Genomic DNA, 22,802 nt, shown 5'->3' on the forward strand with positions numbered 1-22,802 from the left:
TGCCCATGCACAGATCGACCCGCACCGTATTGGCCCTCACGGCCCTGCTTGCCATCGGCGCCAGCGCCTGGTGGCTGACCCGCCCGGCCGCCTCGCCCAAGCAGCCGCCTGCCCCGGTGCCGGTCAAGGTCATCAGCCTGCAGAGCGCCGATGTGCCCCTGTTCGTCACGGGTATCGGCACCGTGCAGTCGCTGCAGAGCGTGGTGATTCGCCCGCAGGTGGACGGCATTCTCACCAAGGTGCAGGTCAAGGAAGGCCAGCAGGTCAAGGCCGGCGACCTCCTCGCCACCCTCGACGACCGCGCCATCCGCGCCGCCGTTGAACAGGCCAAGGCCCAGATGGCGCAGAGCCAGGCGCAGCTGGACGTCGCGCGTCTGGACCTCAAGCGCTATCGCGACCTGAGCCGCGACAACGGCATTTCCCGGCAGACCCTCGACCAGCAACAGGCCCAGGTGCTGCAGCTAGAAGCCACGGTGCAGGCCAACAAGGCCACCCTGGAAGCGGCCCAGGTGCAGTTCTCCTACACCCGTATCCTTTCGCCGGTCACCGGCCGGGTCGGTATCCGCAACGTCGATGAAGGCAACTTCCTGCGCGTCAGCGATGCCAACGGGCTGTTTTCGGTGACCCAGATCGACCCGGTCGCCGTGGAATTCTCCCTGCCGCAGCAGATGCTGCCGACCCTGCAGGGTCTGCTGGCGCAACCCGAGCAAGCGCCGGTGCAGGCCTGGCTGGGCGATGACATGAACGGCACGCTGCTGGGCAGCGGCCGACTGAGCCTGATCGACAACCAGGTGTCGGCCGGCAGCGGCACCATCCGCGCCAAGGCACGTTTCGACAACCCGCGCCAGGCGCTGTGGCCCGGCCAACTGGTGACCGTGAAAATCCAGACCGGTATCGAGCGCGATGCCCTGAAGGTGCCGCCGCAAGTCGTGCAGCGCGGGCTGGAGCAGCACTACGTGTTTCGCATCCGTGACGGCAAGGCCGAGGTGGTTCCGGTCAAGGTGCTGTACCAGAACAGCGACATGACCCTGATCAGCGGCGCCAGCGCCGGCGACCAGTTGGTCGAGGACGGCCAGTCGCGGCTCAAGGCCGGCACCCGGGTCGACGCCTCGCCAGCCCCCAGCCAGAACAGCGGCGTGGTGCAAGCCACGGTGCAGCCATGAGCGCCCCTCAGCACAAAGGCCAGGGTGCGCTATCGGCGTGGTGCATCGACCACCCTATCGCCACCCTGCTGCTGACCTTTGCCCTGGTCCTGCTGGGCCTGATCGCCTTCCCGCGCCTGCCGGTCGCGCCGTTGCCGGAGGCCGAATTCCCGACCATCCAGGTCAGTGCCCAGCTGCCCGGCGCCAGCCCGGAAACCATGGCCTCGTCGGTGGCCACGCCACTGGAAGTGCAGTTCAGCGCCATTCCCGGCATGACCCAGATGACCTCCAGCAGTGCCCTGGGCTCGACCAACCTGACCCTGCAGTTCTCGCTGACCAAAAGCATCGACACCGCCGCCCAGGAAGTCCAGGCGGCGATCAACACCGCCGCCGGGCGTCTGCCGGCGGACATGCCCAGCCTGCCGACCTGGCGCAAGGTCAACCCGGCCGACAGCCCGGTGCTGATTCTCAGCGTCAGCTCCGACCTGATGCCCGGCACCGAGCTGAGCGACCTGGCCGAGACCCTGCTGTCGCGCCAGATCAGCCAGATCGAAGGAGTCGGCCAGGTCGCGGTATCCGGTCAGCAGCGCCCGGCGATCCGCGTGCAGGCCGCCCCGGAAAAACTCGCCGCGCTGGGCCTGAACCTCTCCGACGTGCGCCAGGCCCTGCAACAGACCAGCCTCAACCTGGCCAAGGGCGCGCTGTACGGCAAGGACAGCGTCTCGACCCTGTCGGCCAACGACCAGTTGTTCGAAGCCCAGGACTACGCGCAGCTGATCGTCGCCTACAAGAACGGCGCGCCGGTGTACCTCAAGGACGTGGCCAAGGTCGTCAACGGTTCGGAAAACGCCTATGTGCAGGCCTGGTCCGGGCAACGCCCCGGCCTGAGCCTGGTAGTGTTCCGCCAGCCGGGAGCGAACATCGTCGAGACCGTGGACCGCGTGCTTGGCCAACTGCCGCGCCTGACCGCGATGCTGCCGGCCTCGGTGGAAGTCTCGGTGCTCAACGACCGCACGCGCACCATCCGTGCCTCGCTGCATGAAGTGGAACTGACCCTGGGCATCGCCGTACTGCTGGTGGTGGCGGTCATGGCGCTGTTCCTGCGCCAGCTTTCGGCCACGCTGATCGTCACCAGCGTGCTGGGCGTCTCGCTGGTGGCCAGCTGCGCGATGATGTACATCGCCGGCTTCAGCCTCAACAACCTGACCCTGGTGGCCATCGTCATCGCCGTCGGCTTCGTGGTCGACGACGCGATTGTCGTGGTGGAAAACATCCACCGGCACCTGGAAGCCGGGCAGAGCCAGCGCGAGGCCGCGATCAAGGGCGCCGGAGAAATCGGCTTCACGGTGGTATCGATCAGCTTCTCGCTGGTGGCCGCGTTCATTCCGCTGCTGTTCATGGGTGGCGTGGTCGGTCGGCTGTTCAAGGAGTTCGCCCTCACCGCCACGGCCACCATCATGATTTCCGTGCTGGTGTCGCTGACCCTGGCGCCGACCCTGGCCGCGCTGTTCATGCGCGCGCCCAAGCATGCCGAACACGCCAAACCGGGTTTCGGCGAGCGCTTGCTGAGTCTCTATGAACGCGGCCTGCGCCAGGCCCTGGCGCACCAGCGCATCACCCTCGGCGTGTTCCTGCTCACCGTGGCCATGGCCGTGGCCAGCTACGTGATGATCCCCAAGGGCTTCTTTCCGATCCAGGACACCGGCATGGTGCTGGGCACCACCGATGCCGCCGCCGATATCTCGTACCCGGACATGGTCGCCAAGCACAAGGCCCTGGCCGAGATCGTCGCCGCCGACCCGGCGGTGCAGGCCTTCTCCCATGCAGTGGGCGCCTCGGGCAGCAACCAGACCCTGGCCAGCGGGCGCTTCTGGATTTCCCTCAAGCCGCGCGGGCAGCGCGACGTGTCAGCCAGCCAGTTCATCGACCGCATCCGTTCGAAGCTGGCCAAGGTGCCCGGCATCGTCATGTACCTGCGGGCCGGCCAGGACATCAACCTCAGCCCCGGCCCAAGCCGCAGCCAGTACCAGTACGTGCTCAAGAGCAACGACGGTGACCTGCTCAACCTGTGGACCCAGCGCCTGACCGACAAGCTGCGGGAAAACCCGGCGTTCCGCGACCTGTCCAACGACCTGCAACTGGGCGGCAGCGTCACCCACATCGACATCGACCGAGGCGCCGCCGCGCGTTTCGGGCTGACCACCGCCGACGTCGACCAGGCACTCTACGACGCCTTCGGCCAGCGGCAGATCAGCGAATTCCAGACCGACACCAACCAGTACAAGGTCATTCTCGAACTCGACGTACGCCAGCGTGGCCGCGCCGAAAGCCTCGGCTATTTCTACCTGCGCTCGCCACTGAGCGGTGACATGGTGCCGCTGTCGGCGGTGGCCCGCGTCAGCGCGCCGGTCATGGGGCCGCTTTCGATCAGCCACGACGGCATGTTCCCGGCCGCCAACCTGTCGTTCAACCTGGCGCCCGGCGTCGCGCTGGGCGACGCGGTACGCATGGTCAACGAGGCCAAGGCGGAAATCGCCATGCCCACCTCGATCATCGGCAACTTCCAGGGCGCAGCGCAGGCGTTCCAGAGTTCGCTGGCCAACCAACCCTGGTTGATCCTTGCCGCGCTGGTGGCGGTGTACATCATCCTCGGCGTGCTCTACGAGAGCTTCGTACACCCGTTGACGATCATCTCCACCCTGCCCTCGGCCGGTATCGGCGCCCTGCTGTTGCTGTGGCTGATGGGCCAGGACTTCTCGATCATGGCGCTGATCGGCGTGGTGCTGCTGATCGGCATCGTCAAGAAGAACGGCATCCTGCTGGTCGACTTCGCCCTGGAGGCGCAGCGCGGCCAGGGCCTGTCGCCCCAGGAAGCGATCTACCAGGCCTGCCTGACGCGCTTCCGGCCGATCATGATGACCACCCTGGCGGCGCTGTTCGGCGCTCTGCCACTGATGCTCGGCTTCGGGGTCGGCGCCGAACTGCGCCAGCCGCTGGGCATCGCCGTGGTCGGTGGCCTGTTGCTCAGCCAGGTGCTGACGTTGTTCACTACGCCGGTGATCTACCTGCAACTCGAACGCCTGTTCCATCGCCGCAGCGCGCCCGCCGCGCCACAGGCGGCGCACTCCTGAGAGGCCCGGCATGCGCGTGCTGATTATCGAAGACGAACGCAAGACCGCCGACTATCTGCACCGCGGCCTGAGCGAACAGGGCTACAGCGTCGACCTGGCCGGCGACGGTATCGAAGGCCTGCACCTGAGCCTGGAAAACGAATACGCGGTGATCGTCCTCGACGTGATGCTGCCCGGCCTGGACGGCTTTGGTGTGCTGCGTGCCCTGCGGGCGCGCAAGCAGACCCCGGTGATCATGCTCACCGCCCGCGAGCAGGTCGACGATCGCATCCGCGGCTTGCAGGAAGGCGCCGACGACTACCTGGGCAAACCCTTTTCCTTTCTTGAACTGGTCGCCCGCCTGCAGGCCCTGACCCGCCGCAGCAGCGCCCAGGAGCCGGTACAGATCAGCATCGCCGACCTGCGCATCGACCTGCTCAGCCGCAAGGCCAGCCGCGCCGGTGTGCGCCTGGAACTGACCGCCAAGGAATTCGCCCTGCTCAGTGTCCTGGCGCGTCGCCAGGGGCAGATTCTCTCCAAGACCTCAATCGCCGAGCTGGTCTGGGACATCAATTTCGACAGTGACACCAACGTCGTCGAAGTGGCCATCAAGCGTCTGCGTGCCAAGCTCGACGGCCCCTGCGAGCACAAGCTGCTGCATACCATCCGCGGCATGGGCTATGTGCTGGAGGACCGCCGTGCGGGCTGACTCCATCGCCCTGCGCCTGGCCGGCCTGTTCGCCCTGGTCGCCTTCGGGGTGTTCCTGCTGATCGGCTGGGCCCTGTACCTGCAGGTCGACAAGCACCTCGACCTGCTGCCCGAGGCGGAGGTCGACGCGCGCTACAGCGTGCTGGAGTCGACCATCAAGCGCTTCGGCGATGCCGAACACTGGAGCAAGCTGAAGAACAAGCTCAACCTGCTCAGCGCAGAAGACAAACGCATCCGCTTCTGGGTAGTCAGCCCCGACCCGACCTATGAGTACGGCCACCCCGACGCCGAGATTCGCCGCTTCGCCCAGGGCGCGCCGGGCATGCGCGACCTGACCCTGCCCGGTCAACCCTTTCCCTACAAGGTGCTGGTCAGCGAGTTCGCGGCCCGCGACCAGCGCCCTGCCCTGCGCTTTCTCACCGCCATCGACACCCGCCCGTTTCGCCAGACCCAGCACGCCCTGCTGGTGGCCCTGGTGGGTCTGGCGGCACTGGGCGTGTTGCTCGCCTCGCTGCTGGGCTACTGGGTGGCACGCATCGGCTTGCGACCTTTGACCAGCCTGTCCCAGGAAGCCGACAAGCTGTCGCCCCCCAACCTTTCCCAGCGCTTGCAGCTGTCGCCGCTGCCACCGGAGCTGGCGCGCTTCGTCCAGGCCTTCAACGCCACCCTGGCGCGGGTCGAGCAGGCGTACTCGCGCCTGCAGTCGTTCAATGCCGATGTCGCTCACGAACTGCGCTCGCCACTGACCAACCTGATCGGCCAGACCCAGGTGGTGCTGACCCGCGGGCGCTCGGCCGAAGACTACTTCGAGGTGCTGCAGTCGAACCTCGAAGAACTGGAACGCCTGCGCTCGATCGTCAACGACATGCTGTTCTTGGCCAGTGCCGACCAGGGCAGCAAGGCCAGGGAGCTGACCTGTACGCCCCTGGCCGACGAAGTGGCGACCACCCTGGACTACCTGGATTTCATCCTCGAAGACGCCCAGGTCAGCGTCGAAGTGCAAGGCGATGCCAGCGCCCCGGTGGAAAAGGCCCTGCTGCGCCGGGCGCTGATCAACCTGCTGCACAATGCCGTGCAACACACCTCGCCGGGACAGACCATCCGTGTCGAGATCGACACCGTCGACGCCCAGGTCCATGTCAGCGTCAGCAACCCTGGGCCCGCCATTGGCGAAACGCATCTGCCCATGCTCTTCGAGCGCTTCTACCGGGTCGACGCTTCGCGCAGCAACAGCGGTGCCAACCATGGCCTGGGCCTGGCCATCGTCAAGGCCATCGCGCTGATGCACGGCGGCTCGGTATTCGCCAGCAGCAACGCCGGCGTCAACCGTTTCGGCATCAGCCTGCCGAGCCGCTGACGCCTTCGAGCACAAGGCGCGAACTCACTCGAACAAAGGTCCGGCCGCCCCTCTTGATCTTCAGCAGGCTGCCGAAAACCTGATATACCAGGCCCGACGGCACCCACCTTAGCGGTCTCAGGAATCGCCGTTACCTATCCAATCGAGTGGTGGTCATGAACGCACCCGCACTCCAGCATCGCTCCAGTGCCGGATGGACGCGCTCCGAAGTTCTACTGATCGGCGGCAGCCTGCTGTCGATGCTGGCCATCCTGACAATCGTCGCTTCGCTTCTGGCCCGCGAGCGCGCCGATGCGATGCTCAGCGCCTCGCGTTCGGCGTTCAATATCATCAGCCTGATCGAAGCCGACGTGCAGCGTACCGCGCAACTGTATGACGCCTCGCTCCTGGGCATGATCAGAGCCTGGCGACGCCCGGACATCATGGCCTTGCCAACCGACCTGCGTCGCCTGGTGATGTTCGACCGCGCCAGCACGGCCCCTTACATGGGCGACCTGGTCCTGCTCGACAAACACGGGGCTGTGCTGGCCGAGGCCCTGCCGGGCACCCCGCGCCAGGACAATTTCGCCGACCGCAATTTCTTTCGTTATCACCAGGACAGCAACACCCAGGAGCTGTACGTCAGCCGACCGTTCAAGGCGCGCTGGGGCTTCAAGGACTGGAGCATCAGCTTCAGCCGCCGCCTCAGCGCAGCGGACGGCGAGTTCCTCGGCGTGGCCAGTGCCGCCATGCGCCTGGCCTATTTCCGGCCACTGTTTCGCAGCCAGTCACTGGGCGCCGACAGCAGCATCAGCCTGATCAATACCGATGCCACCCTGCTGGTCCGCGAACCCGACAAAGACGAGCGCGATCAGACCGGCACCGACCTCTCCGGCGACGCCAACTACCAGCGCATCCTGGAACACCCCGAAGGCAGTTTCATCGGTTACGCGGCGGAACACGGCCACAACCATGTGTACAGCTTCTGCCGGGTCAAGGGGCTGCCATTGATCGTGGTCATCACTCAGCCGGAATCCGGGGTCTATGCCGCCTGGCGACGCAATGCGCTGTTGGTCGGCGGCGCCACCGGCATCCTGTGCCTGGGGTGGCTCTGGCTGACCTTGCAACTGATCCGCGAGCTGCGCCTTCGCCAGCGAGCGGAAAACGAACTGGCCGGTCAGGCCGCCACCGACGGCCTGACCGGGCTGCCCAACCGTCGCCAGCTGGAAAAGGTGCTGGCCTCGGAGTGGGCACGCGCGCAGCGCTCGGGTGACGTCCTGGCCGTATTGATGGTGGATGTCGATCATTTCCGGCGTTTCAACGAACGCCACGGACACCTGGGCGGCGATCAGGCGCTACGCCTGGTGGCGAAATGCATTGCCGACAGCATTCATCGGCACACCGACTTCGCCGCCCGTTATGGCGGAGAGGAATTCCTGGTGCTGCTGCCGGCGACTGACCGCCAGGGCGCCCTGAACCTGGCGGAAAACATTCGTCGTGCGGTGATGGCCCTGCCGCCCTTCGAGCCCGGCCAGCAGGCGCTGACCGTGAGCATCGGCGTGAGCAGCGCCCAGGTTCGCCCCCTGGACTATTCCGCCAGCCTGATCGACACCGCCGACAAGGCGCTCTATGAGGCCAAGCACAAGGGGCGCAACCGGGTGGAATTCATGGCCTTCAATACGCAACGAACCGCCGACACCTGAGGGTGGGCGGTTCGTCGAGCGCCTGGCGGCTCACGCCAGGCCGTGGTACAGCCGCAGGGGATCAGGCCTGGCGACGTACCTGATCACGCAGTGCCTTCACTTGATCGTGATTGCGCTGGGTGCCTTCCAGTTGCTTCTGGATCAGGCTGACCACATTGGCAGGCAGTGCCTTTTCCTGAGCCTTGGCCAGCGCTTCGCGATAATTCTTCAGCGCATTGTCTTCGCCGCGCTCTACTTCGTTGAGAATGGCCTCGTCGCTCTTGCCGGTCACCAGCGACTTCAGGTCGACCCAGGCACGGTGCAGGGTACCGCTGAGGCTGGAGGAGGTTTCCGGGTCGCCGCCCAAGGCGCCAACCTCGGCTTGCAGCTCACGCACGGCGGTAGCGCAGTCGGCGGCATGGGCCTGGAAGAAGCGCTTGATCTCCGGGTTCTTGAGGTCTTCAGCGCTGGTCTCGAAACCTTTCTGGCCGTCCTTGCTGACTTCGATAAGATCGTTGAGCAGGTTGATCGACTCTTTGTTGATGTCAGTCATTTCACTATCCTTCCTAGGCAGTTAATACCAATCGAGTGTTACTGCCTGGAATATTGCAGCGCTCATGCCAGCTTTAAAAATCACATTAAATTCTTATATTTCAACAACTTAAATTACTTTGAACTTCCCAGGAAGTTGCGTTCTGCATGAAAGGACACTTTGCCAGCATGCAGAGTGCAAGCCTTGGCCATCGGCCACCTCCCTGATTGAAGAACGGGTGTTCCATCGTCGACCTGCCTTGAAAGCGGCAGGCCCTTTCACGCAGCGCGACTTACACCGACGAGCGTGCAGCCTGTGCCCGCCATGCATGGCCGATACGCTCGCCATACAACCCCACGACCAGGCCGGCCACGATCAGCACCACCGCCATGACCTTGGTCAGTGACAGCGTCTCGTTGAAGATCAGTACCGAACCAAGCATGCCGAAGAGGGGTACCAGCAGCGACAACGGCGCGACCGTGGAAACCGGATACCGCTTGAGCAACGAATTCCAGACCCAGTAGGCGAACAAGGTATTGGGATAGACCTGGAACAGAATCGACGACACGGCACGCCAGTCGAGCTGGGTGGCCAGTGCCGTGTAGCCCTGGGCGCCATTGACCGCATAGCCGAGCAGAAACAGCGGCACAGGTGCAAAGGCGCTGGACCAGACCAGAAAGGCGAAAACCTGGGTGGTCCGGGCCTTCTTGTTGATGATGTTGGCCACACTCCAGGCAACGGCGCCCGCCAGCACCAGGCCCAGACCGGCCAGGGTGACCGAACCATCCACGATGAAGATGATGCTCAGCAGCCCGCACAGGGCAATGGCGATACCGCCCAGTTGGTACCGCGTGAGCTTCTCCTTGAATACCCAGCCGCCCAGCACAAGGGTGAAAAAGGCGCTGAACTGCAGCACCAGCGAGGCGATGCCGGCCGACAGCCCGGACTTGATGCCGAGGTTGACCACACCCCACAGGCCGATGCCGAACACCAGGCCATAGCCGATGATGTAGCGCCACGGCACGTTCGGCCGGGGAATGAACAGGATGGCCGGCAGCGCACAGAGTGCGAAGCGGATACCCGCCAGAATCAGCGGGTCGACGGACACCAGGCCCAACTTGATGACCGAAAAATTGAGCCCCCAGATCGCGGTGATCAAAATCGCCAGAAGCAGATGCTGCAGTTTCATCAACGTGGGTTTCCTTCGGTCAGGTCATGAGCAGGTGTGAATCGGTTTGCCATCCACAACAACCCGGCCAGCAGGCTGATCGCAGCGCCCAGCGCGCACACCGCAGGCCAGCCCCACAGCGCATAGACCTGGGTTGCCGCCGCAGCACCGAGCGCGCTGCCGATGGAGTAGAAGCACATGTAGGCGCCAACCAGACGGCTCTGCGCGTCGGGACGCGCGGCGAAGATCAGGCTCTGATTGGTGACGTGCAGGGCCTGCACGGCGAAATCGAGCAGCACCACCCCCACGATCAACGCCAGCAGAGAGCTTTCGGCCCAGGCCATCGGCAGCCAGGAAAGCACCAGCAGTGCCAGGGAAATGCCGGTGGTGCGCTGCGCATGGCCGCAGTCAGCCCAGCGTCCGGCGCGGCGAGCCGCCAGCGCACCGGCCAGCCCGGCCAGGCCGAACAAACCGATCTGGGTATGCGAAAGCGATAACGGCGGAGCACTCAGGGGCAGCACCATGGCGGTCCACAGCACACTGAATGCGGCAAAACCCAGTAAAGCCAGAACACCCCGCACACGCAGCACGGGCTCGGTGACCAACAGCGTCCACACCGAAAGCAGCAGGCCCGGGTAAGAAGCATCAAGCCGCACTGGCTCGACCGCTGCGAGCGCTCTGTACAACAGCAAGGCCATGCCCAGCATCAACCCGGCTGAGAGGTAATACACCGCTCGCCAGCCGGCCAGATCCGCCACCAGCCCGGAAACGAGGCGCGCCAGCAGAATGCCCAGGACCACCGCGCCGGTCACACTGCCGACGACTTGCCCACGCTGCGCGGCGTTTGCCAGCGAAGCGGCATAGGCCACCACCACCTGCACCACCACCGCCATGAGTCCGACCAGAATCATCGCTGCCAGCAACACCGACCACTGCCGTGCGGATGCCACCACCAGCAAGGCAGCAGCGGATAACAGCATCAGGCTGACGATCAGCCGCTTACGGTTGAGCAGATCACCCAGCGGAACGATGAACAGCAAGCCCAGTGCATAGCCGAACTGGGTGGCAGTGACCACCACGCCGATCAGGCCGGGACGTACGGCCAGGCTACTGGCCATGCTTTCGAGCAGTGGCTGGGCGAAATAGACATTCGCCACCGCCAGTGCGCAAGTCATGGACAGCAGCAGGATCAGCGGGCGCGAGAGTACCGGCGCCGTACGGACATCGACATGCGCAGCACAGGGGCTGGATCGTGGCTGAGCATCTGTGTCGGTACAGGCGGTCATGAGTCATCCTTGGCAAGTAATCTGGTTGTATTTTGAAACCGAACAAACATCTTGTAGCCATTCAAGTTTCAAACTGCAACCAGTTTTTTGGCATATCCTTGCGCCCTGGATAACGCCGTCCCCGCACGAAGGTGATGCAAATGGCAAGACAACAGGCGCTGGCAACCAGCGAATGCCCCGTAGCGAGAGCGCTCGAAGCGATTGGTGACCGCTGGTCCATGCTGATCATTCGTGACGCATTCGATGACATTCGGCGCTTCAGCGATTTTCAGAAAAGCCTTGGCCTGGCCAGGAACATCCTCGCCTCACGCTTGAAAGCACTGGTTGAATTGGGCATCTTCGATCTTCGCCCGGCCTCGGATGGCAGCGCTTACCAGGAATACGTGCTCACTGAGCGGGGCCGCTCGGTATTCCCCATCGTGGTCAGCTTGCGGCAATGGGGCGAGCAGCACCTGTTCGAACCCGGTGAAACCCATTCAGTGCTGCTGGACAACGAACATCACGAGCCCGTTGTCAGTCTCCAGGTACGCTCGCGCCACGGCAAGCTGCTGGCCCCGCAGGACTGCCATCGCCAGCGCGTCACCCGCTGATCCATGCCCCCGGCCCCTTTTCCCTCTGTCGACCCACGAGCCATGAATCCCGAAGCCCTGAAACTGCTGGTCACCCGTGAGATGCCCTTTGGCAAATACAAAGGCCGTCTGCTGGCCGACCTGCCCGGCCATTACCTCAACTGGTTCGCCCGCGAGGGCTTTCCCAAAGGCGAGCTGGGCGCCCTGCTGGCGCTGATGCACGAGATCGACCACAACGGCCTTGGCGCGTTGCTTGATCCGTTACGCGAACGCCAGCACCGTCGTCGCTAGAGCAGCGGGCCGGGCAGGCACGCCGCAGCCGCGAAAAACTTCCCGGCTGAAGCCGGTCCCACCGGACTCGGTCGGGCCTGAACTTTAAGCGGGCAGCGCATTCAACCCTGCTGGGCGCGCCACTGGCGAATCTGCTCCAGGGTCGCGGTGGCCCCGCCGCAGACCACCATCAGTACGTTCTCGTAGGCCGCCAGCGCCGGTCCTTCATAGGCCACCGCCAAGGCCGCGCCGCAGGCGGGTTCAACCAGCACGCGATGGTCGAGCAGGAAACGCTCACAAGCGTCCAGGGCTGCACCATCGGAAACCACCAGGCTGTGTACGGGATGTTCCTGCAGCAGCCGTGCGGCCTGCTCGCAGACTTTCTTCGCCCCCAATGACGTGGCCACCGAGGTGATGCGCTCGATCTCCACGGCCTGCCCGGCCAGACTGGCGGCGTGCAGCGAGGCGGCGCCTTCGGTTTCCACCGCGAGCACCGGCACGTCGTGCCAGCCGTTGCGTCGCAAACCCTGGACCACGCCACACAACAGCCCGCCACCGCCGACCGCCAGCACCACGGCATCGGGCTTGAGCCCGGCCTGGGCCACTTCGTCGACCAGCGTGGCATGGCCCTCCCAGAGCAGCGGGTCGTCGAAGGGATGGATGAAGGCGCTGTCGTCGCGCAACAGCGTCAGAGCCAGTTGATTGGCCTCGTGCCAGGCGCTGCCGTGGACGATCACCTCGGCGCCTTCCAGGGCCAACAGCTCCTTGGCGCGTTCGGTGGTGGTCTGCGGCACCACCACCGTTACCGGTACGCCCAGCTGGCGCCCGGCATAGGCCACCGCCAGCCCGGCGTTACCGCCCGACGACGAGACGAAATGCCGCGCCCCCTGGGCGTACCGCACCTCGCAGGCATGGCCGACGCCACGCAACTTGAACGAGCCGCAGGGCTGCAAGGCATCGAGCTTGAGCCACACCGCCGCCCCGGACAGGGCACCCAGCGGACGGGATTCGATCAGCGGGGTGTGGATGTGCATGGGCATGTTGCGGCTCCGTGGTGAACGCGCTGCCAGGGCTCCGCCGTGGGCGCTAAATGCTTTGGGGTGATGCTGAGGGATGACCCGGGTCACGCCGACTCAGCGTTGCAACCTACAAGCAAAACTGAAAAAAACCAACCGGGACACCAGGCAAAAAAAATCCGGCGCCCTCGCGGGCACCGGATCGTTTTGCACCCGAAATGCGGTCAGTCGAACAACGCCAGCGCCTCGGCCGTAGCCTCCTGAATGCGCCCCCAGTCGCCGTTCTTGACCCAGGTACTGTCGATCATCCAGCTGCCGCCCACGCACATGACGTTGGGCTGGGCAATGTAGTTCTTCAGGTTCTGCGCATTCACCCCGCCGGTGGGGCAGAAGCGCACTTCGTTGAACGGCCCGCCCAGCGCCTTGAGCGCCGCCACGCCACCGGCGACCTCGGCCGGGAACAGCTTGAAGCGTCGGTAGCCCAAGGCATAGCCGATCATGATGTCCGAAGCGCTGCCGACACCCGGCAACAGCGGCACGTCGCTTTCAGCCGAAGCCTGCAGCAGTTCGTGGGTGCTGCCGGGGGTGACGATGAACTGCGCACCCGCCGCTTCGGCCTGCGCCAGGGTATGGCGGTCCAGCACGGTGCCGGCGCCGGTGCACAGCTCCGGGCGCGCCTCGCGCAGCAGGCGAATGGCATCCAGACCGAAAGCCGAGCGCAGGGTGACCTCCAGCACGGTCAGGCCGCCAGCGGCCAGCGCGTCGGCCAGCGGCAGGACGTCCTGCTGACGGGCGATGGTGATTACCGGCAGGATCTTCGCCTGGGCGCAAAGCGCGTCGATGCGGGCAGTCTTGTTCGCCATGCTGTTGAGCGGCTGAAGAGTTTCGTTCTGGGTCATGGCGAGATTTCCTTGGCTCAGGGGCACCAGTAGATTTCCAGTGTCGGGTTGAGAAAGGCACGAATCGGCAGAGCGGCGACATCATCGCCCTTCAGCGCCGTGCGCAGGGTGTCGAGCTTGGACGGGCCGGCAATCGACACAATGGTATGGTTGGCCGAAGCCAGCAGCGAGCGGGTCATGGTCAGGCGCTGGTGCGGCGCGCTGGGCGCCAGCATCGGCAGGCAGCGGCGTTGGTCGCCCAGGTTCAGGGCTTCACGCAGGTTGGGGCTGGCCGGAAACAACGACGCGGTATGCCCGTCGTCACCCATGCCCAGCACCAGCACATCGATCGGTGGCAGCTCGGCGAGCACCCGGTCGGTCTGTTCGGCCGCCTCTTCCAGGCTCGCTGCAGGGTTGTACAGGTCGACGAAACGCGCCGCCGCAGCCGGTCCTTGCAGAAGGTGGCGCTTGACCAGCGCGGCGTTGCTGTCCGGGTGCTCACTTGGCACCCAACGCTCGTCGGCCAGGGTCACCACCACCTGGGCCCAGTCCAGCGGCTGGTTGGCCAGGCGCTCGAAGAACGCCACCGGGCTACGCCCGCCGGAGACCACCAGCGTCGCGCGGCCCTGGCTGGCAATGGCCTGGCGCAAGCGCTCGGCCACGTGGGCGGCCAGCGCATCGGCCAGTTGCACGGCGTCGTCGAAGTCGTGGGCGATGATGCCCTCGGGCAGTTGCAGATTACATGTCGCCATACCAGGCCCTCCCATCTCGAGTGATCAGGGCGATGGAACTCATCGGCCCCCAGGACCCAGCCGCATAGGGCTTGGGCGCGTCACCGGCCTTCTTCCAGCCGGCGATCAACTGGTCGCACCACTGCCAGGCGTATTCGATTTCATCCTTGCGCACGAACAGATTCTGGTTGCCGCGCATCACTTCCAGCAGCAAGCGCTCGTAGGCATCCGGGACCCGGGCGCTGCGGTAGGTGTCGGAGAAGTTCAGCTGCAAGGGACCGCTGCGCAGTTGCATGCCCTTGTCCAGGCCCTGGTCCTTGGTCATCACTTGCAGCGAGATGCCCTCGTCGGGTTGCAGACGGATGATCAGACGGTTGCTGATCTGCAGGCGCTGCTCCGGGGCGAAGATGTAATGCGGCGGCTCTTTGAAATGAATGACGATCTGCGACAGTTTCTGCGGCATGCGCTTGCCGGTGCGCAGGTAGAACGGTGTGCCGGACCAGCGCCAGTTGCGGATGTCGGCGCGCAGCGCCACGAAGGTTTCGGTGTCGCTCTCGGTGTTGGAGTTTTCTTCCTCCAGGTAGCCGGGTACCGGCTTGCCTTCGCTGAAGCCGGCGGTGTACTGGCCGCGCACCACCTGGGTGGCCAGGCGCTCCGGGGTAAAGGGCGCCAGGGCCTTGAGCACCTTGACCTTCTCGTCGCGGATGCTGTCGGCGGACAGGTCGCTGGGTGGGTCCATGGCGATCAGGCAGAGCAGCTGCAACAGGTGATTCTGGATCATGTCGCGCAACTGCCCGGCCTGATCGAAATAGCCCCAGCGGCCCTCGATACCGACCTTCTCGGCCACGGTGATTTCCACGTGGGAGATGTGGTTCTGGTTCCACTGGGTTTCGAACAGGCTGTTGGCGAAGCGCAGGGCAATGAGGTTCTGTACCGTGTCCTTGCCCAGGTAGTGGTCGATGCGATACACGCGGTTCTCGGGAAAGAACTGCGCCACCGCGTCGTTGACCCGCCGCGACGAGGCCAGGTCGTGGCCGATGGGCTTTTCCAGCACGGCGCGGGTACGCTCGGCCAGCCCGACCGCCGCGAGGTTCTCGCAGATCGCGCCGTACACCGCAGCGGGGGTGGCGAAATAGGCGATCAGGGTTTGCGCGTCGCCGACCTTTTCCGCCAGGGCCGGGTAGCCATCAGGTTGCACGAAGTCTAGGTGCAGGTAGCTCAGCCGCGCCAGAAAGCGCGACACATGGCCGGCTTCCAGCTCCGCGTCGGGAATGAAACGGCGCATGGATTGCTGGATGTAGGCCAGGTGCTTGGCCTCGTCACCCGGCTCGCGAGCCAGGGCAATGATGCGCGTGTCCTGGTGCAGCAAGCCGGCTCGGTCGAGCTGATAAAGCGCCGGGAACAGCTTGCGCACTGCCAGGTCGCCAAGGGCGCCGAACAGGGCCAGCGTGCACGGTTCAACCGTAATCAGGGGCATAATGTTGGTTCTTTTATCAAGATTGACTACAAATACCTTTTTTCAAGGTATACCTCAAGGCCAAATGTAGTAATAACCACAACATCTTATCGTTAGCCTTATATCAGTGGTGATTCACCCGGCCTCTCAGTACGATAGGCCACCTTTGCTACAGGCTAAAGAGCCGCTCGAACCACGGGTGATCAGCCCCCGACAAGGATTCCGTAATGGACCGCACACGCAACCTCCTGGAGCAGATCCAGAGCCGTCTTCCGGAGTTGAACAAGGCCGAACGCAAGGTGGCGGAAGTCATCCTGCTCAATCCGCAGATGGCCACGCGCCTGAGCATCGCCGCCCTGGCCCAGGCGGCCAAGGTCAGCGAGCCGACCGTCAACCGTTTCTGCCGGTCGTTCAGTGTCAGTGGTTACCCGGAACTCAAGCTGCAACTGGCGCAGAGCCTGGCCAGCGGTGCGGCCTATGTCAGCCGTGCGGTAGAGCCGGACGACAACCCGGAGGCCTACACCCAGAAGATCTTCGGCAGCGCCATCGCCTCGCTGGACAGCGCCTGCCAGCAGCTCGACCCGGGGCAGATCAGCCGCGCCGTAGACATGCTGATCCAGGCCCGGCAGATCCACTTCTTCGGGCTTGGCGCCTCGGCACCCGTGGCCCTCGACGCGCAGCACAAGTTCTTCCGTTTCAACCTGGCGGTCAGCGCCCATGCCGACGTGCTGATGCAGCGCATGCTGGCCTCGGTGGCGCACACCGGGGAATTGTTCGTGATCATTTCCTACACCGGGCGTACCCGCGACCTGGTGGAAGTGGCGCGCATCGCGCGGGAGAACGGCGCCTCGGTGCTGGCCCTGACCGCCGCCGACTCGCCACTGGCCAAGGTCGCCTCGGTCAGCCTGCACATCCCACTGCCCGAAGACACCGATATCTACATGCCGATGACCTCACGGATCATCCAGCTCACCGTGCTGGACGTGCTGGCCACCGGCATGACCTTGCGTCGCGGCGTGGACTTCCAGCCCCATCTGCGCAAGATCAAGGAAAGCCTCAACGACAGCCGCTACCCGCTGGACGACCAGGGCTAGGCACAAGACTCTTCGATTAAGCGGCATGTGGCCCGGTGGGAGCGGCTTTAGCCGCGAAAGCGCGAGGAAATTCACTGCATCTGCTGTGAACATGCGCTCGCTTCGCGGCTGAAGCCGCTCCTACCCGGTCTAACTGAGCAAGAGAGGCCTCCCGGCTTCAGATGGTCACCAGGCCGCGCACGCCGTCGGCCTCCATGTCGCTGCCACGCCCCTGCTGGACGATCTCGCCGCGCGACATGACCAGGTACTGGTCGGCCAGTTCGGCGGCGAAGTCGTAGAACTGCTCGACCAGCAGAATCGCCATGTCGCCCTGCGCCGCCAGGCGCTTGATCACCGCGCCAATTTCCTTGATCACCGACGGCTGGATGCCCTCGGTGGGCTCGTCGAGGATCAGCAGGCGCGGGCGGCTGGCCAGGGCGCGGCCGATCGCCAGTTGCTGTTGCTGGCCGCCCGACAGGTCGCCGCCACGGCGGTGCTTCATCTGCAGCAGCACCGGGAAGAGTTCGTAGATGAATGTGGGCACCTCGCGGGCCTCGGCCGCCGGAAAACGCGACAGGCCCATCAGCAGGTTCTCTTCGACGGTCAGGCGAGCGAAGATCTCCCGGCCCTGGGGCACGTAGGCAATGCCTGCCTGGACCCGCTGGTGCGGCTTGAAGCCATTGATGCCCTGCCCTTCCCATTGCACCGAGCCCTCGCGGGCCGGCAGCAGCCCCATGAGCACCTTGAGCAGGGTGGTCTTGCCGACGCCGTTGCGGCCCAGCAGGCAGGTCACTTCGCCGACCCGGGCCTGGAACGACAGCCCGCGCAGGATGTGGCTGCCGCCGTAGTACTGGTGCAAATCGCTTACGTGGAGCATGTGAAACCCTCGGAAGTGAAGCCTCAAGCTTCAAGCGGCCCGACCCGCACGCGCTCTGAGCTTGCAGCTTGTAACGTGTCGCTTGCAGCTGGCGCTAGCGCCCCAGATAAACCTCGATCACCCGCTCATCGGCCTGCACGTCGGCCAGCGAGCCCTCGGCCAGGACGCTGCCCTGGTGCAGCACGGTGACGTGGTCGGCGATCGCGCCGACGAAGCCCATGTCGTGCTCCACCACCATCAGCGAATGCTTGCCGGCCAGGCCCTTGAACAGCTCGGCGGTGAATTCGGTTTCGGCATCGGTCATGCCCGCCACCGGCTCGTCGAGCAGCAACAGTTGCGGTTCCTGAACCAACAGCATGCCGATCTCCAGAAACTGCTTCTGGCCGTGCGACAGCAGCCCGGCCGGCCGATGCCGCGAGGGCTCCAGGCGAATGGTCTGCAGCACCTCGTCGATACGCGCCTGCTGTTCGCCGCCAAGCCGCGCGCGCAGGCTGGCCCACACCGACTTGTCGGTCTTGAGCGCCAGTTCGAGGTTTTCGAACACGCTCAGCGCTTCGAACACCGTGGGCTTCTGGAACTTGCGACCGATGCCGGCCTGAGCGATCTGCACCTCGCTCATGCGCGTCAGGTCGAGGGTCTCACCGAACCAGGCCGCGCCTTCGGTGGGCCGGGTCTTGCCGGTGATCACGTCCATCAGAGTGGTCTTGCCGGCGCCGTTGGGGCCGATGATGCAGCGCAGCTCTCCGACGCCGATGTACAGGTTCAGGTCGTTGAGCGCCTTGAAGCCATCGAAGCTGACGCTGATGTCTTCCAGGGTCAGGATGGTCCCGTGGCGGGTGTCCAGACCCTGGCCGGCGCGCCCGCCAAGCCCCAGGGATTCACGGCTGGTGCCGGCGTCGGCGTTCGGCGGCAGCACCGGGTTGGGCATGTAGGCCGGGCTGGGCTGGGTTCTCATGGTTCACTCCTTCTGTGCAGCAGGCCGATCACGCCTTTGGGCAGGTACAGGGTCACGACGATGAACAGCGCGCCGAGGAAGAACAGCCAGTACTCGGGAAAGGCCACGGTGAACCAGCTCTTCATGCCGTTGACCACCCCGGCGCCGAGCAACGGGCCGATCAGCGTGCCGCGACCACCCAGGGCGACCCAGACGGCGGCCTCGATGGAGTTGGTCGGCGACATCTCGCTGGGGTTGATGATGCCCACCTGCGGCACGTACAGCGCACCGGCCAGGCCGCACAGCACCGCACTGAGCACCCAGACGAACAGCTTGAAGCCGCGCGGGTCGTAGCCGCAGAACATCAGGCGGTTCTCGGCATCGCGCAGCGCGGTCAGCACCCGGCCGAACTTGCTGCGCGCCAGGCGCCAGCCCAGGTACAGGCTGGCCACCAACAGCAGTACCGTGGCCAGGAACAGCACCGCCCGGGTGCCTGGCGCGCTGATCGAGAAGCCCAGAATGCTGCGGAAGTTGGTGAAGCCGTTGTTACCGCCGAAACCGGTCTCGTTACGGAAGAACAGCAACATGCCGGCGAAGGTCAGGGCCTGGGTCATGATCGAGAAATACACGCCCTTGATTCGCGAGCGGAAGGCGAAGAAACCGAACACCAGGGCCAGCAGTCCCGGCGCCAGCACCACCAGGCACAGCGCCCAAAGGAAATGCTCGGTGCCAGCCCAGTACCACGGCAGCTCGGTCCACGACAGGAAGGTCATGAACGCCGGCAGGCCGTCACCGGCGGCTTCGCGCATCAGGTACATGCCCATGGCGTAGCCGCCCAGCGCGAAGAACAGGCCATGGCCCAGCGACAGCAGGCCGGCGTAGCCCCACACCAGGTCCAGCGCCAGGGCGACGATGGCGTAGCAGAGAATCTTGCCCACCAGGGTCAGGGTGTAGGCCGACACCTGCAACGGGCTGTCGGCAGGCAGCAGCGAGAGCAGCGGCATGGCCAGCAGCACGGCCAGCACCATCGCGCCCACGGCCACGGACAGCCGCGGGCCGGCCTTTTGTACGGCGGTCATCATCAATGGCTGGTTCATCAGTCGATCACCCTACCCTTGAGTGCGAAGAGCCCTTGGGGGCGTTTCTGGATAAACAGAATGATCAGCGCCAGGATCAGGATCTTGCCCAGCACCGCGCCGATCTGTGGTTCGAGTACCTTGTTGGCCACGCCCAGGCCGAACGCCGCCAGGACGCTGCCGGCCAGCTGCCCGACACCGCCAAGCACCACCACCAGGAACGAGTCGATGATGTAGCCCTGGCCCAGGTCCGGGCCGACGTTGCCGATCTGGCTGAGGGCCACACCGCCCAGGCCGGCGATGCCCGAGCCCAGGCCGAAGGCGAGCATGTCGACACGCCCGGTGGGCACGCCGCAGCAGGCGGCCATGTTGCGGTTCTGGGTCACGGCGCGCACGTTCAGACCCAGGCGCGTGCGGTTGAGCAGCAGCCAGGTCAGTGCCACCACGAACAGCGCGAAGCCGATGATCACGATGCGGTTGTACGGCAGCACCAGGTTCGGCAGCACCTGCACACCCCCGGACAGCCAGCCGGGGTTGGCGACCTCGACGTTCTGCGCACCGAAGATCAGGCGCACCGCCTGGATCAGCATCAGGCTGATACCCCAGGTGGCCAGCAGGGTTTCCAGTGGCCGGCCATACAGGTGGCGGATCACCGTGCGCTCCAGGGCCATGCCTATCAGCGCGGTGGTCAGGAAAGCCAGCGGCAGCGCGGCCAGCGGGTAGAACTCCAGAGCACCCGGTGCATAGCGCTGGAACAACAACTGCACCACGTAAGTGGTGTAGGCGCCGAGCATGAGCATCTCGCCGTGGGCCATGTTGATGACCCCCAGCAGACCGAAGGTGATGGCCAGGCCCAGGGCGGCGAGCAGCAGGATCGAACCCAGCGACAGGCCAGAGAACGCCTGGCCGAGCAGGTCGCCGATCAGCAGCTTGCGCTTGACCTGCGCCAGGCTGGTCTGTGCGGCGATGCGCACCGTGGCATCGGGCTCCACGCCCGGCTCCAGCAGCGTCTCCAGGCGTGTGCGGGCCAGCGGGTCACCGGTTTCACCAAGCAGGCGCACGGCGGCCAGGCGCACGCTCGGGCTGCCGTCGGTCAACTGCAGGTTGGCCTGCGCCAGCCGCAGAGCGTCGCGCACCTGGCTGTCCTGTTCGCTGGCGACCTGATGGCTGATCACGCCCAGCAGCGCCGGGCGCGCAGTGCGTTGCAGCAGCTGCGCGGCGGCCAGGCGTAGGCTGGCATCGGCGGCAGTAAGCTGATGAGTGGCCAGCGCGGTGTCCACCAGGCCGCGCAGGCGGTTGTTCAGGCGCAATTTGCGCAGTTCATCCGTGGCAGCGGCCGACGCATCGGCCTCCACGGCGACGTAGCGTTCGCCACTTTCGATATAGGCCCGCTTGCAGTCGTCGACCGCGACACGGCCATCGCGCAAGGCCTCGAGCAGGGGCAGGCGCTCGGCCACCGGGTTGGCGGCCCAGTTTTCCAGCAGGTCGGCCTGCTGCGTGGAATTGCCGGCGACGAAATCACCGGCATCGCTGGCCCGCGCCAGCGCAGGCAGCAGCAAGGCCAGGATCAGGAGCAGACGCAATAGGGAATTGGGCATGGCAATGACCTGAGCCGTGAAAGCGAGCACGCTCGCTCCCACAGCCATAAGGGTAAAAAAGGAAACGGCCTCAGTTGCTCTTCACCGGATGGTCCGGCTTCTTGTCGTTACCCGGGATGTACGGGCTCCACGGCTGGGCGCGGATCGGCTCCTTGGTCTGCCAGACCACGTTGAACTGGCCGTTGTCCTCGACCTCGCCGATCATCACCGGCTTGTGCAGGTGGTGGTTGGTCTTGTCCATGGTCAGGGTGAAGCCCGACGGCGCAGCGAAGGTCTGCCCGGCCATGGCCTCGCGGACCTTGTCGACATCGGTGGACTTGGCCTTCTCCACCGCCTGGGCCCACATGTGGATGCCCACGTAGGTGGCTTCCATCGGGTCGTTGGTCACTGCCTTGTCGGCACCCGGCAGGTTTTTCTTCTTGGCGTAGGCTTTCCAGTCGGCCACGAACTTCTTGTTGACCGGGTTATCCACCGACTGGAAGTAGTTCCAGGCGGCCAGGTGACCGACCAGCGGCTTGGTGTCGATGCCGCGCAGTTCTTCCTCACCCACCGAGAAGGCCACCACCGGTACGTCGGTGGCTTTCAGGCCCTGGTTGGCCAGCTCCTTGTAGAACGGCACGTTGGAATCGCCGTTGACGGTGGAGATCACTGCGGTCTTGCCGCCGGCGGAGAACTTCTTGATGTTGGCGACGATGGTCTGGTAGTCGCTGTGGCCGAACGGCGTGTAGACCTCTTCGATGTCGCTGTCCTTCACGCCTTTGCTGTGCAGGAAGGCGCGCAGAATCTTGTTGGTGGTGCGCGGGTAGACGTAATCGGTGCCCAGCAGGAAGAAGCGCTTGGCCGCACCGCCGTCCTCGCTCATCAGGTATTCCACCGCCGGAATCGCCTGCTGGTTCGGCGCCGCACCGGTGTAGAACACGTTCGGCGACATCTCTTCACCTTCGTACTGCACCGGGTAGAACAGCAGGCCATTGAGCTCCTCGAACACCGGCAGCACCGACTTGCGCGACACCGAGGTCCAGCAGCCGAACACCACAGCGACCTTGTCCTGGGTCAGCAGCTGCCGGCCCTTTTCCGCGAACAGCGGCCAGTTGGAAGCCGGGTCGACCACCACCGGCTCCAGCTGCTTGCCGTTGACGCCGCCCTTGGCGTTGATTTCGTCGATGGTCATCAGCGCCATGTCCTTGAGCGAGGTCTCGGAGATGGCCATGGTGCCGGACAGCGAGTGCAAAATACCGACCTTGATGGTGTCGGCGGCCTGGATGGTCCAGCTCATGCCCATGGCGGCGATGGAAGCGGACAGGGTGAAGGCCTTGATCAGGCTACGACGGCGCATAGGAACTCTCCATTGACAGATTC

General features: G+C 64.9%; 20 protein-coding genes. 8 read left to right on the forward strand and 12 right to left on the reverse strand.

Going from position 1 to position 22,802, the window contains the following annotated elements; all coding sequences use genetic code 11:
• Positions 1-5: 5 nt before the first annotated feature.
• From QZ497_RS03890 to QZ497_RS03910, 5 genes are all read left to right on the forward strand, one after another.
• Positions 6-1,163: an efflux RND transporter periplasmic adaptor subunit gene (locus QZ497_RS03890; protein WP_295471232.1), complete on the forward strand. Its 1,158-nt coding sequence runs from the start codon at positions 6-8 to the stop codon at positions 1,161-1,163.
• Complete coding sequence (locus QZ497_RS03895) at positions 1,160-4,273, forward strand: multidrug efflux RND transporter permease subunit (RefSeq protein ID WP_295471233.1); 3,114 nt, start codon at positions 1,160-1,162, stop codon at positions 4,271-4,273. The genes QZ497_RS03890 and QZ497_RS03895 overlap by 4 nt, the downstream gene beginning before the upstream one ends.
• A gap of 10 nt (positions 4,274-4,283) precedes the next feature.
• Positions 4,284-4,961 (forward strand): heavy metal response regulator transcription factor, encoded by a 678-nt coding sequence (locus QZ497_RS03900; RefSeq protein WP_295471234.1) that lies wholly within the window; start codon positions 4,284-4,286, stop codon positions 4,959-4,961.
• Positions 4,951-6,318 carry a heavy metal sensor histidine kinase gene (locus QZ497_RS03905; protein WP_295471235.1) on the forward strand — a complete coding sequence of 456 codons (1,368 nt, stop codon included), beginning with the start codon at positions 4,951-4,953 and terminating at the stop codon, positions 6,316-6,318. The genes QZ497_RS03900 and QZ497_RS03905 overlap by 11 nt, the downstream gene beginning before the upstream one ends.
• A 155-nt stretch (positions 6,319-6,473) precedes the next feature.
• Positions 6,474-8,000: a sensor domain-containing diguanylate cyclase gene (locus QZ497_RS03910; protein ID WP_295471236.1), complete on the forward strand. Its 1,527-nt coding sequence runs from the start codon at positions 6,474-6,476 to the stop codon at positions 7,998-8,000.
• Positions 8,001-8,061: 61 nt separating this feature from the next.
• Here the strand turns inward: QZ497_RS03910 and QZ497_RS03915 are convergent, their stop codons facing one another.
• From QZ497_RS03915 to QZ497_RS03925, 3 genes are all read right to left on the reverse strand, one after another.
• Positions 8,062-8,532 carry a PA2169 family four-helix-bundle protein gene (locus tag QZ497_RS03915; protein WP_295471237.1) on the reverse strand — a complete coding sequence of 157 codons (471 nt, stop codon included), beginning with the start codon at positions 8,530-8,532 and terminating at the stop codon, positions 8,062-8,064.
• Positions 8,533-8,803: 271 nt separating this feature from the next.
• Complete coding sequence (locus QZ497_RS03920; protein ID WP_295471238.1) at positions 8,804-9,700, reverse strand: EamA family transporter; 897 nt, start codon at positions 9,698-9,700, stop codon at positions 8,804-8,806.
• Positions 9,700-10,965: an MFS transporter gene (locus QZ497_RS03925; RefSeq protein ID WP_295471240.1), complete on the reverse strand. Its 1,266-nt coding sequence runs from the start codon at positions 10,963-10,965 to the stop codon at positions 9,700-9,702. The genes QZ497_RS03920 and QZ497_RS03925 overlap by 1 nt, the downstream gene beginning before the upstream one ends.
• Before the next feature lie 140 nt (positions 10,966-11,105).
• On the opposite strand from QZ497_RS03925, the gene QZ497_RS03930 reads away from it, so the two are divergent.
• Positions 11,106-11,555 (forward strand): helix-turn-helix domain-containing protein, encoded by a 450-nt coding sequence (locus QZ497_RS03930; RefSeq protein ID WP_295471242.1) that lies wholly within the window; start codon positions 11,106-11,108, stop codon positions 11,553-11,555.
• Between the two features lie 42 nt (positions 11,556-11,597).
• Positions 11,598-11,825 (forward strand): DUF3820 family protein, encoded by a 228-nt coding sequence (locus tag QZ497_RS03935; RefSeq protein WP_295471244.1) that lies wholly within the window; start codon positions 11,598-11,600, stop codon positions 11,823-11,825.
• A gap of 101 nt (positions 11,826-11,926) precedes the next feature.
• Here QZ497_RS03935 and QZ497_RS03940 read toward each other — a convergent pair whose 3' ends face one another.
• The 4 genes from QZ497_RS03940 to zwf form a co-directional block, all read right to left on the reverse strand.
• On the reverse strand, positions 11,927-12,844 hold the full coding sequence (locus QZ497_RS03940) for a pyridoxal-phosphate dependent enzyme (RefSeq protein ID WP_295471246.1): 918 nt from the start codon (positions 12,842-12,844) through the stop codon (positions 11,927-11,929).
• 200 nt (positions 12,845-13,044) lie between these two features.
• On the reverse strand, positions 13,045-13,719 hold the full coding sequence (locus QZ497_RS03945; protein ID WP_295471248.1) for a bifunctional 4-hydroxy-2-oxoglutarate aldolase/2-dehydro-3-deoxy-phosphogluconate aldolase: 675 nt from the start codon (positions 13,717-13,719) through the stop codon (positions 13,045-13,047).
• Positions 13,720-13,736: 17 nt separating this feature from the next.
• The gene (gene pgl, locus QZ497_RS03950; protein ID WP_295471250.1) at positions 13,737-14,450 is read right to left on the reverse strand and encodes a 6-phosphogluconolactonase; all 714 of its coding nucleotides are present in this window, start codon (positions 14,448-14,450) and stop codon (positions 13,737-13,739) included.
• Positions 14,437-15,906, reverse strand: a complete 1,470-nt coding sequence (zwf, locus tag QZ497_RS03955) for a glucose-6-phosphate dehydrogenase (RefSeq protein ID WP_295471252.1) — start codon at positions 15,904-15,906, stop codon at positions 14,437-14,439. The genes pgl and zwf overlap by 14 nt, the downstream gene beginning before the upstream one ends.
• 206 nt (positions 15,907-16,112) lie before the next feature.
• Here zwf and QZ497_RS03960 point away from each other — a divergent pair, with 206 nt between their 5' ends.
• Positions 16,113-16,979 carry a MurR/RpiR family transcriptional regulator gene (locus QZ497_RS03960; protein WP_295471254.1) on the forward strand — a complete coding sequence of 289 codons (867 nt, stop codon included), beginning with the start codon at positions 16,113-16,115 and terminating at the stop codon, positions 16,977-16,979.
• A 157-nt stretch (positions 16,980-17,136) separates the two neighbouring features.
• On the opposite strand, the gene urtE is transcribed toward QZ497_RS03960, so the two are convergent.
• The 5 genes from urtE to urtA all read right to left on the reverse strand — a co-directional run bounded on the left by urtE (position 17,137) and on the right by urtA (position 22,779).
• On the reverse strand, positions 17,137-17,835 hold the full coding sequence (urtE, locus tag QZ497_RS03965; protein ID WP_295471256.1) for an urea ABC transporter ATP-binding subunit UrtE: 699 nt from the start codon (positions 17,833-17,835) through the stop codon (positions 17,137-17,139).
• A 94-nt stretch (positions 17,836-17,929) separates the two neighbouring features.
• Positions 17,930-18,790, reverse strand: coding sequence for an urea ABC transporter ATP-binding protein UrtD (gene urtD / locus QZ497_RS03970; protein ID WP_295471257.1), 861 nt, complete (start codon positions 18,788-18,790; stop codon positions 17,930-17,932).
• A complete protein-coding gene (urtC, locus tag QZ497_RS03975) occupies positions 18,787-19,866 on the reverse strand; it encodes an urea ABC transporter permease subunit UrtC (RefSeq protein ID WP_295471259.1) in 1,080 nt (359 codons plus the stop codon). The genes urtD and urtC overlap by 4 nt, the downstream gene beginning before the upstream one ends.
• Positions 19,866-21,443 (reverse strand): urea ABC transporter permease subunit UrtB, encoded by a 1,578-nt coding sequence (gene urtB / locus QZ497_RS03980; RefSeq protein WP_295471260.1) that lies wholly within the window; start codon positions 21,441-21,443, stop codon positions 19,866-19,868. Before urtB ends, urtC begins: the two co-directional genes overlap by 1 nt.
• 70 nt (positions 21,444-21,513) lie before the next feature.
• Complete coding sequence (gene urtA, locus QZ497_RS03985; protein WP_295471262.1) at positions 21,514-22,779, reverse strand: urea ABC transporter substrate-binding protein; 1,266 nt, start codon at positions 22,777-22,779, stop codon at positions 21,514-21,516.
• Between the last annotated feature and the right edge of the window lie 23 nt (positions 22,780-22,802).

This window comes from uncultured Pseudomonas sp. (assembly GCF_913777995.1).
Lineage (GTDB): Bacteria > Pseudomonadota > Gammaproteobacteria > Pseudomonadales > Pseudomonadaceae > Aquipseudomonas.

Coding starts and splice junctions, on each gene's coding strand:
- QZ497_RS03890 (WP_295471232.1), top strand. CDS start 6: ATGCACAGATCGACCCGCACCGTATTGGCCCTCACGGCCCTGCTTGCC.
- QZ497_RS03895 (WP_295471233.1), top strand. CDS start 1,160: ATGAGCGCCCCTCAGCACAAAGGCCAGGGTGCGCTATCGGCGTGGTGC.
- QZ497_RS03900 (WP_295471234.1), top strand. CDS start 4,284: ATGCGCGTGCTGATTATCGAAGACGAACGCAAGACCGCCGACTATCTG.
- QZ497_RS03910 (WP_295471236.1), top strand. CDS start 6,474: ATGAACGCACCCGCACTCCAGCATCGCTCCAGTGCCGGATGGACGCGC.
- QZ497_RS03915 (WP_295471237.1), bottom strand. CDS start 8,532: ATGACTGACATCAACAAAGAGTCGATCAACCTGCTCAACGATCTTATC.
- QZ497_RS03920 (WP_295471238.1), bottom strand. CDS start 9,700: ATGAAACTGCAGCATCTGCTTCTGGCGATTTTGATCACCGCGATCTGG.
- QZ497_RS03925 (WP_295471240.1), bottom strand. CDS start 10,965: ATGACCGCCTGTACCGACACAGATGCTCAGCCACGATCCAGCCCCTGT.
- QZ497_RS03930 (WP_295471242.1), top strand. CDS start 11,106: ATGGCAAGACAACAGGCGCTGGCAACCAGCGAATGCCCCGTAGCGAGA.
- QZ497_RS03935 (WP_295471244.1), top strand. CDS start 11,598: ATGAATCCCGAAGCCCTGAAACTGCTGGTCACCCGTGAGATGCCCTTT.
- QZ497_RS03940 (WP_295471246.1), bottom strand. CDS start 12,844: ATGCCCATGCACATCCACACCCCGCTGATCGAATCCCGTCCGCTGGGT.
- QZ497_RS03945 (WP_295471248.1), bottom strand. CDS start 13,719: ATGACCCAGAACGAAACTCTTCAGCCGCTCAACAGCATGGCGAACAAG.
- pgl (WP_295471250.1), bottom strand. CDS start 14,450: ATGGCGACATGTAATCTGCAACTGCCCGAGGGCATCATCGCCCACGAC.
- zwf (WP_295471252.1), bottom strand. CDS start 15,906: ATGCCCCTGATTACGGTTGAACCGTGCACGCTGGCCCTGTTCGGCGCC.
- QZ497_RS03960 (WP_295471254.1), top strand. CDS start 16,113: ATGGACCGCACACGCAACCTCCTGGAGCAGATCCAGAGCCGTCTTCCG.
- urtE (WP_295471256.1), bottom strand. CDS start 17,835: ATGCTCCACGTAAGCGATTTGCACCAGTACTACGGCGGCAGCCACATC.
- urtD (WP_295471257.1), bottom strand. CDS start 18,790: ATGAGAACCCAGCCCAGCCCGGCCTACATGCCCAACCCGGTGCTGCCG.
- urtC (WP_295471259.1), bottom strand. CDS start 19,866: ATGAACCAGCCATTGATGATGACCGCCGTACAAAAGGCCGGCCCGCGG.
- urtB (WP_295471260.1), bottom strand. CDS start 21,443: ATGCCCAATTCCCTATTGCGTCTGCTCCTGATCCTGGCCTTGCTGCTG.
- urtA (WP_295471262.1), bottom strand. CDS start 22,779: ATGCGCCGTCGTAGCCTGATCAAGGCCTTCACCCTGTCCGCTTCCATC.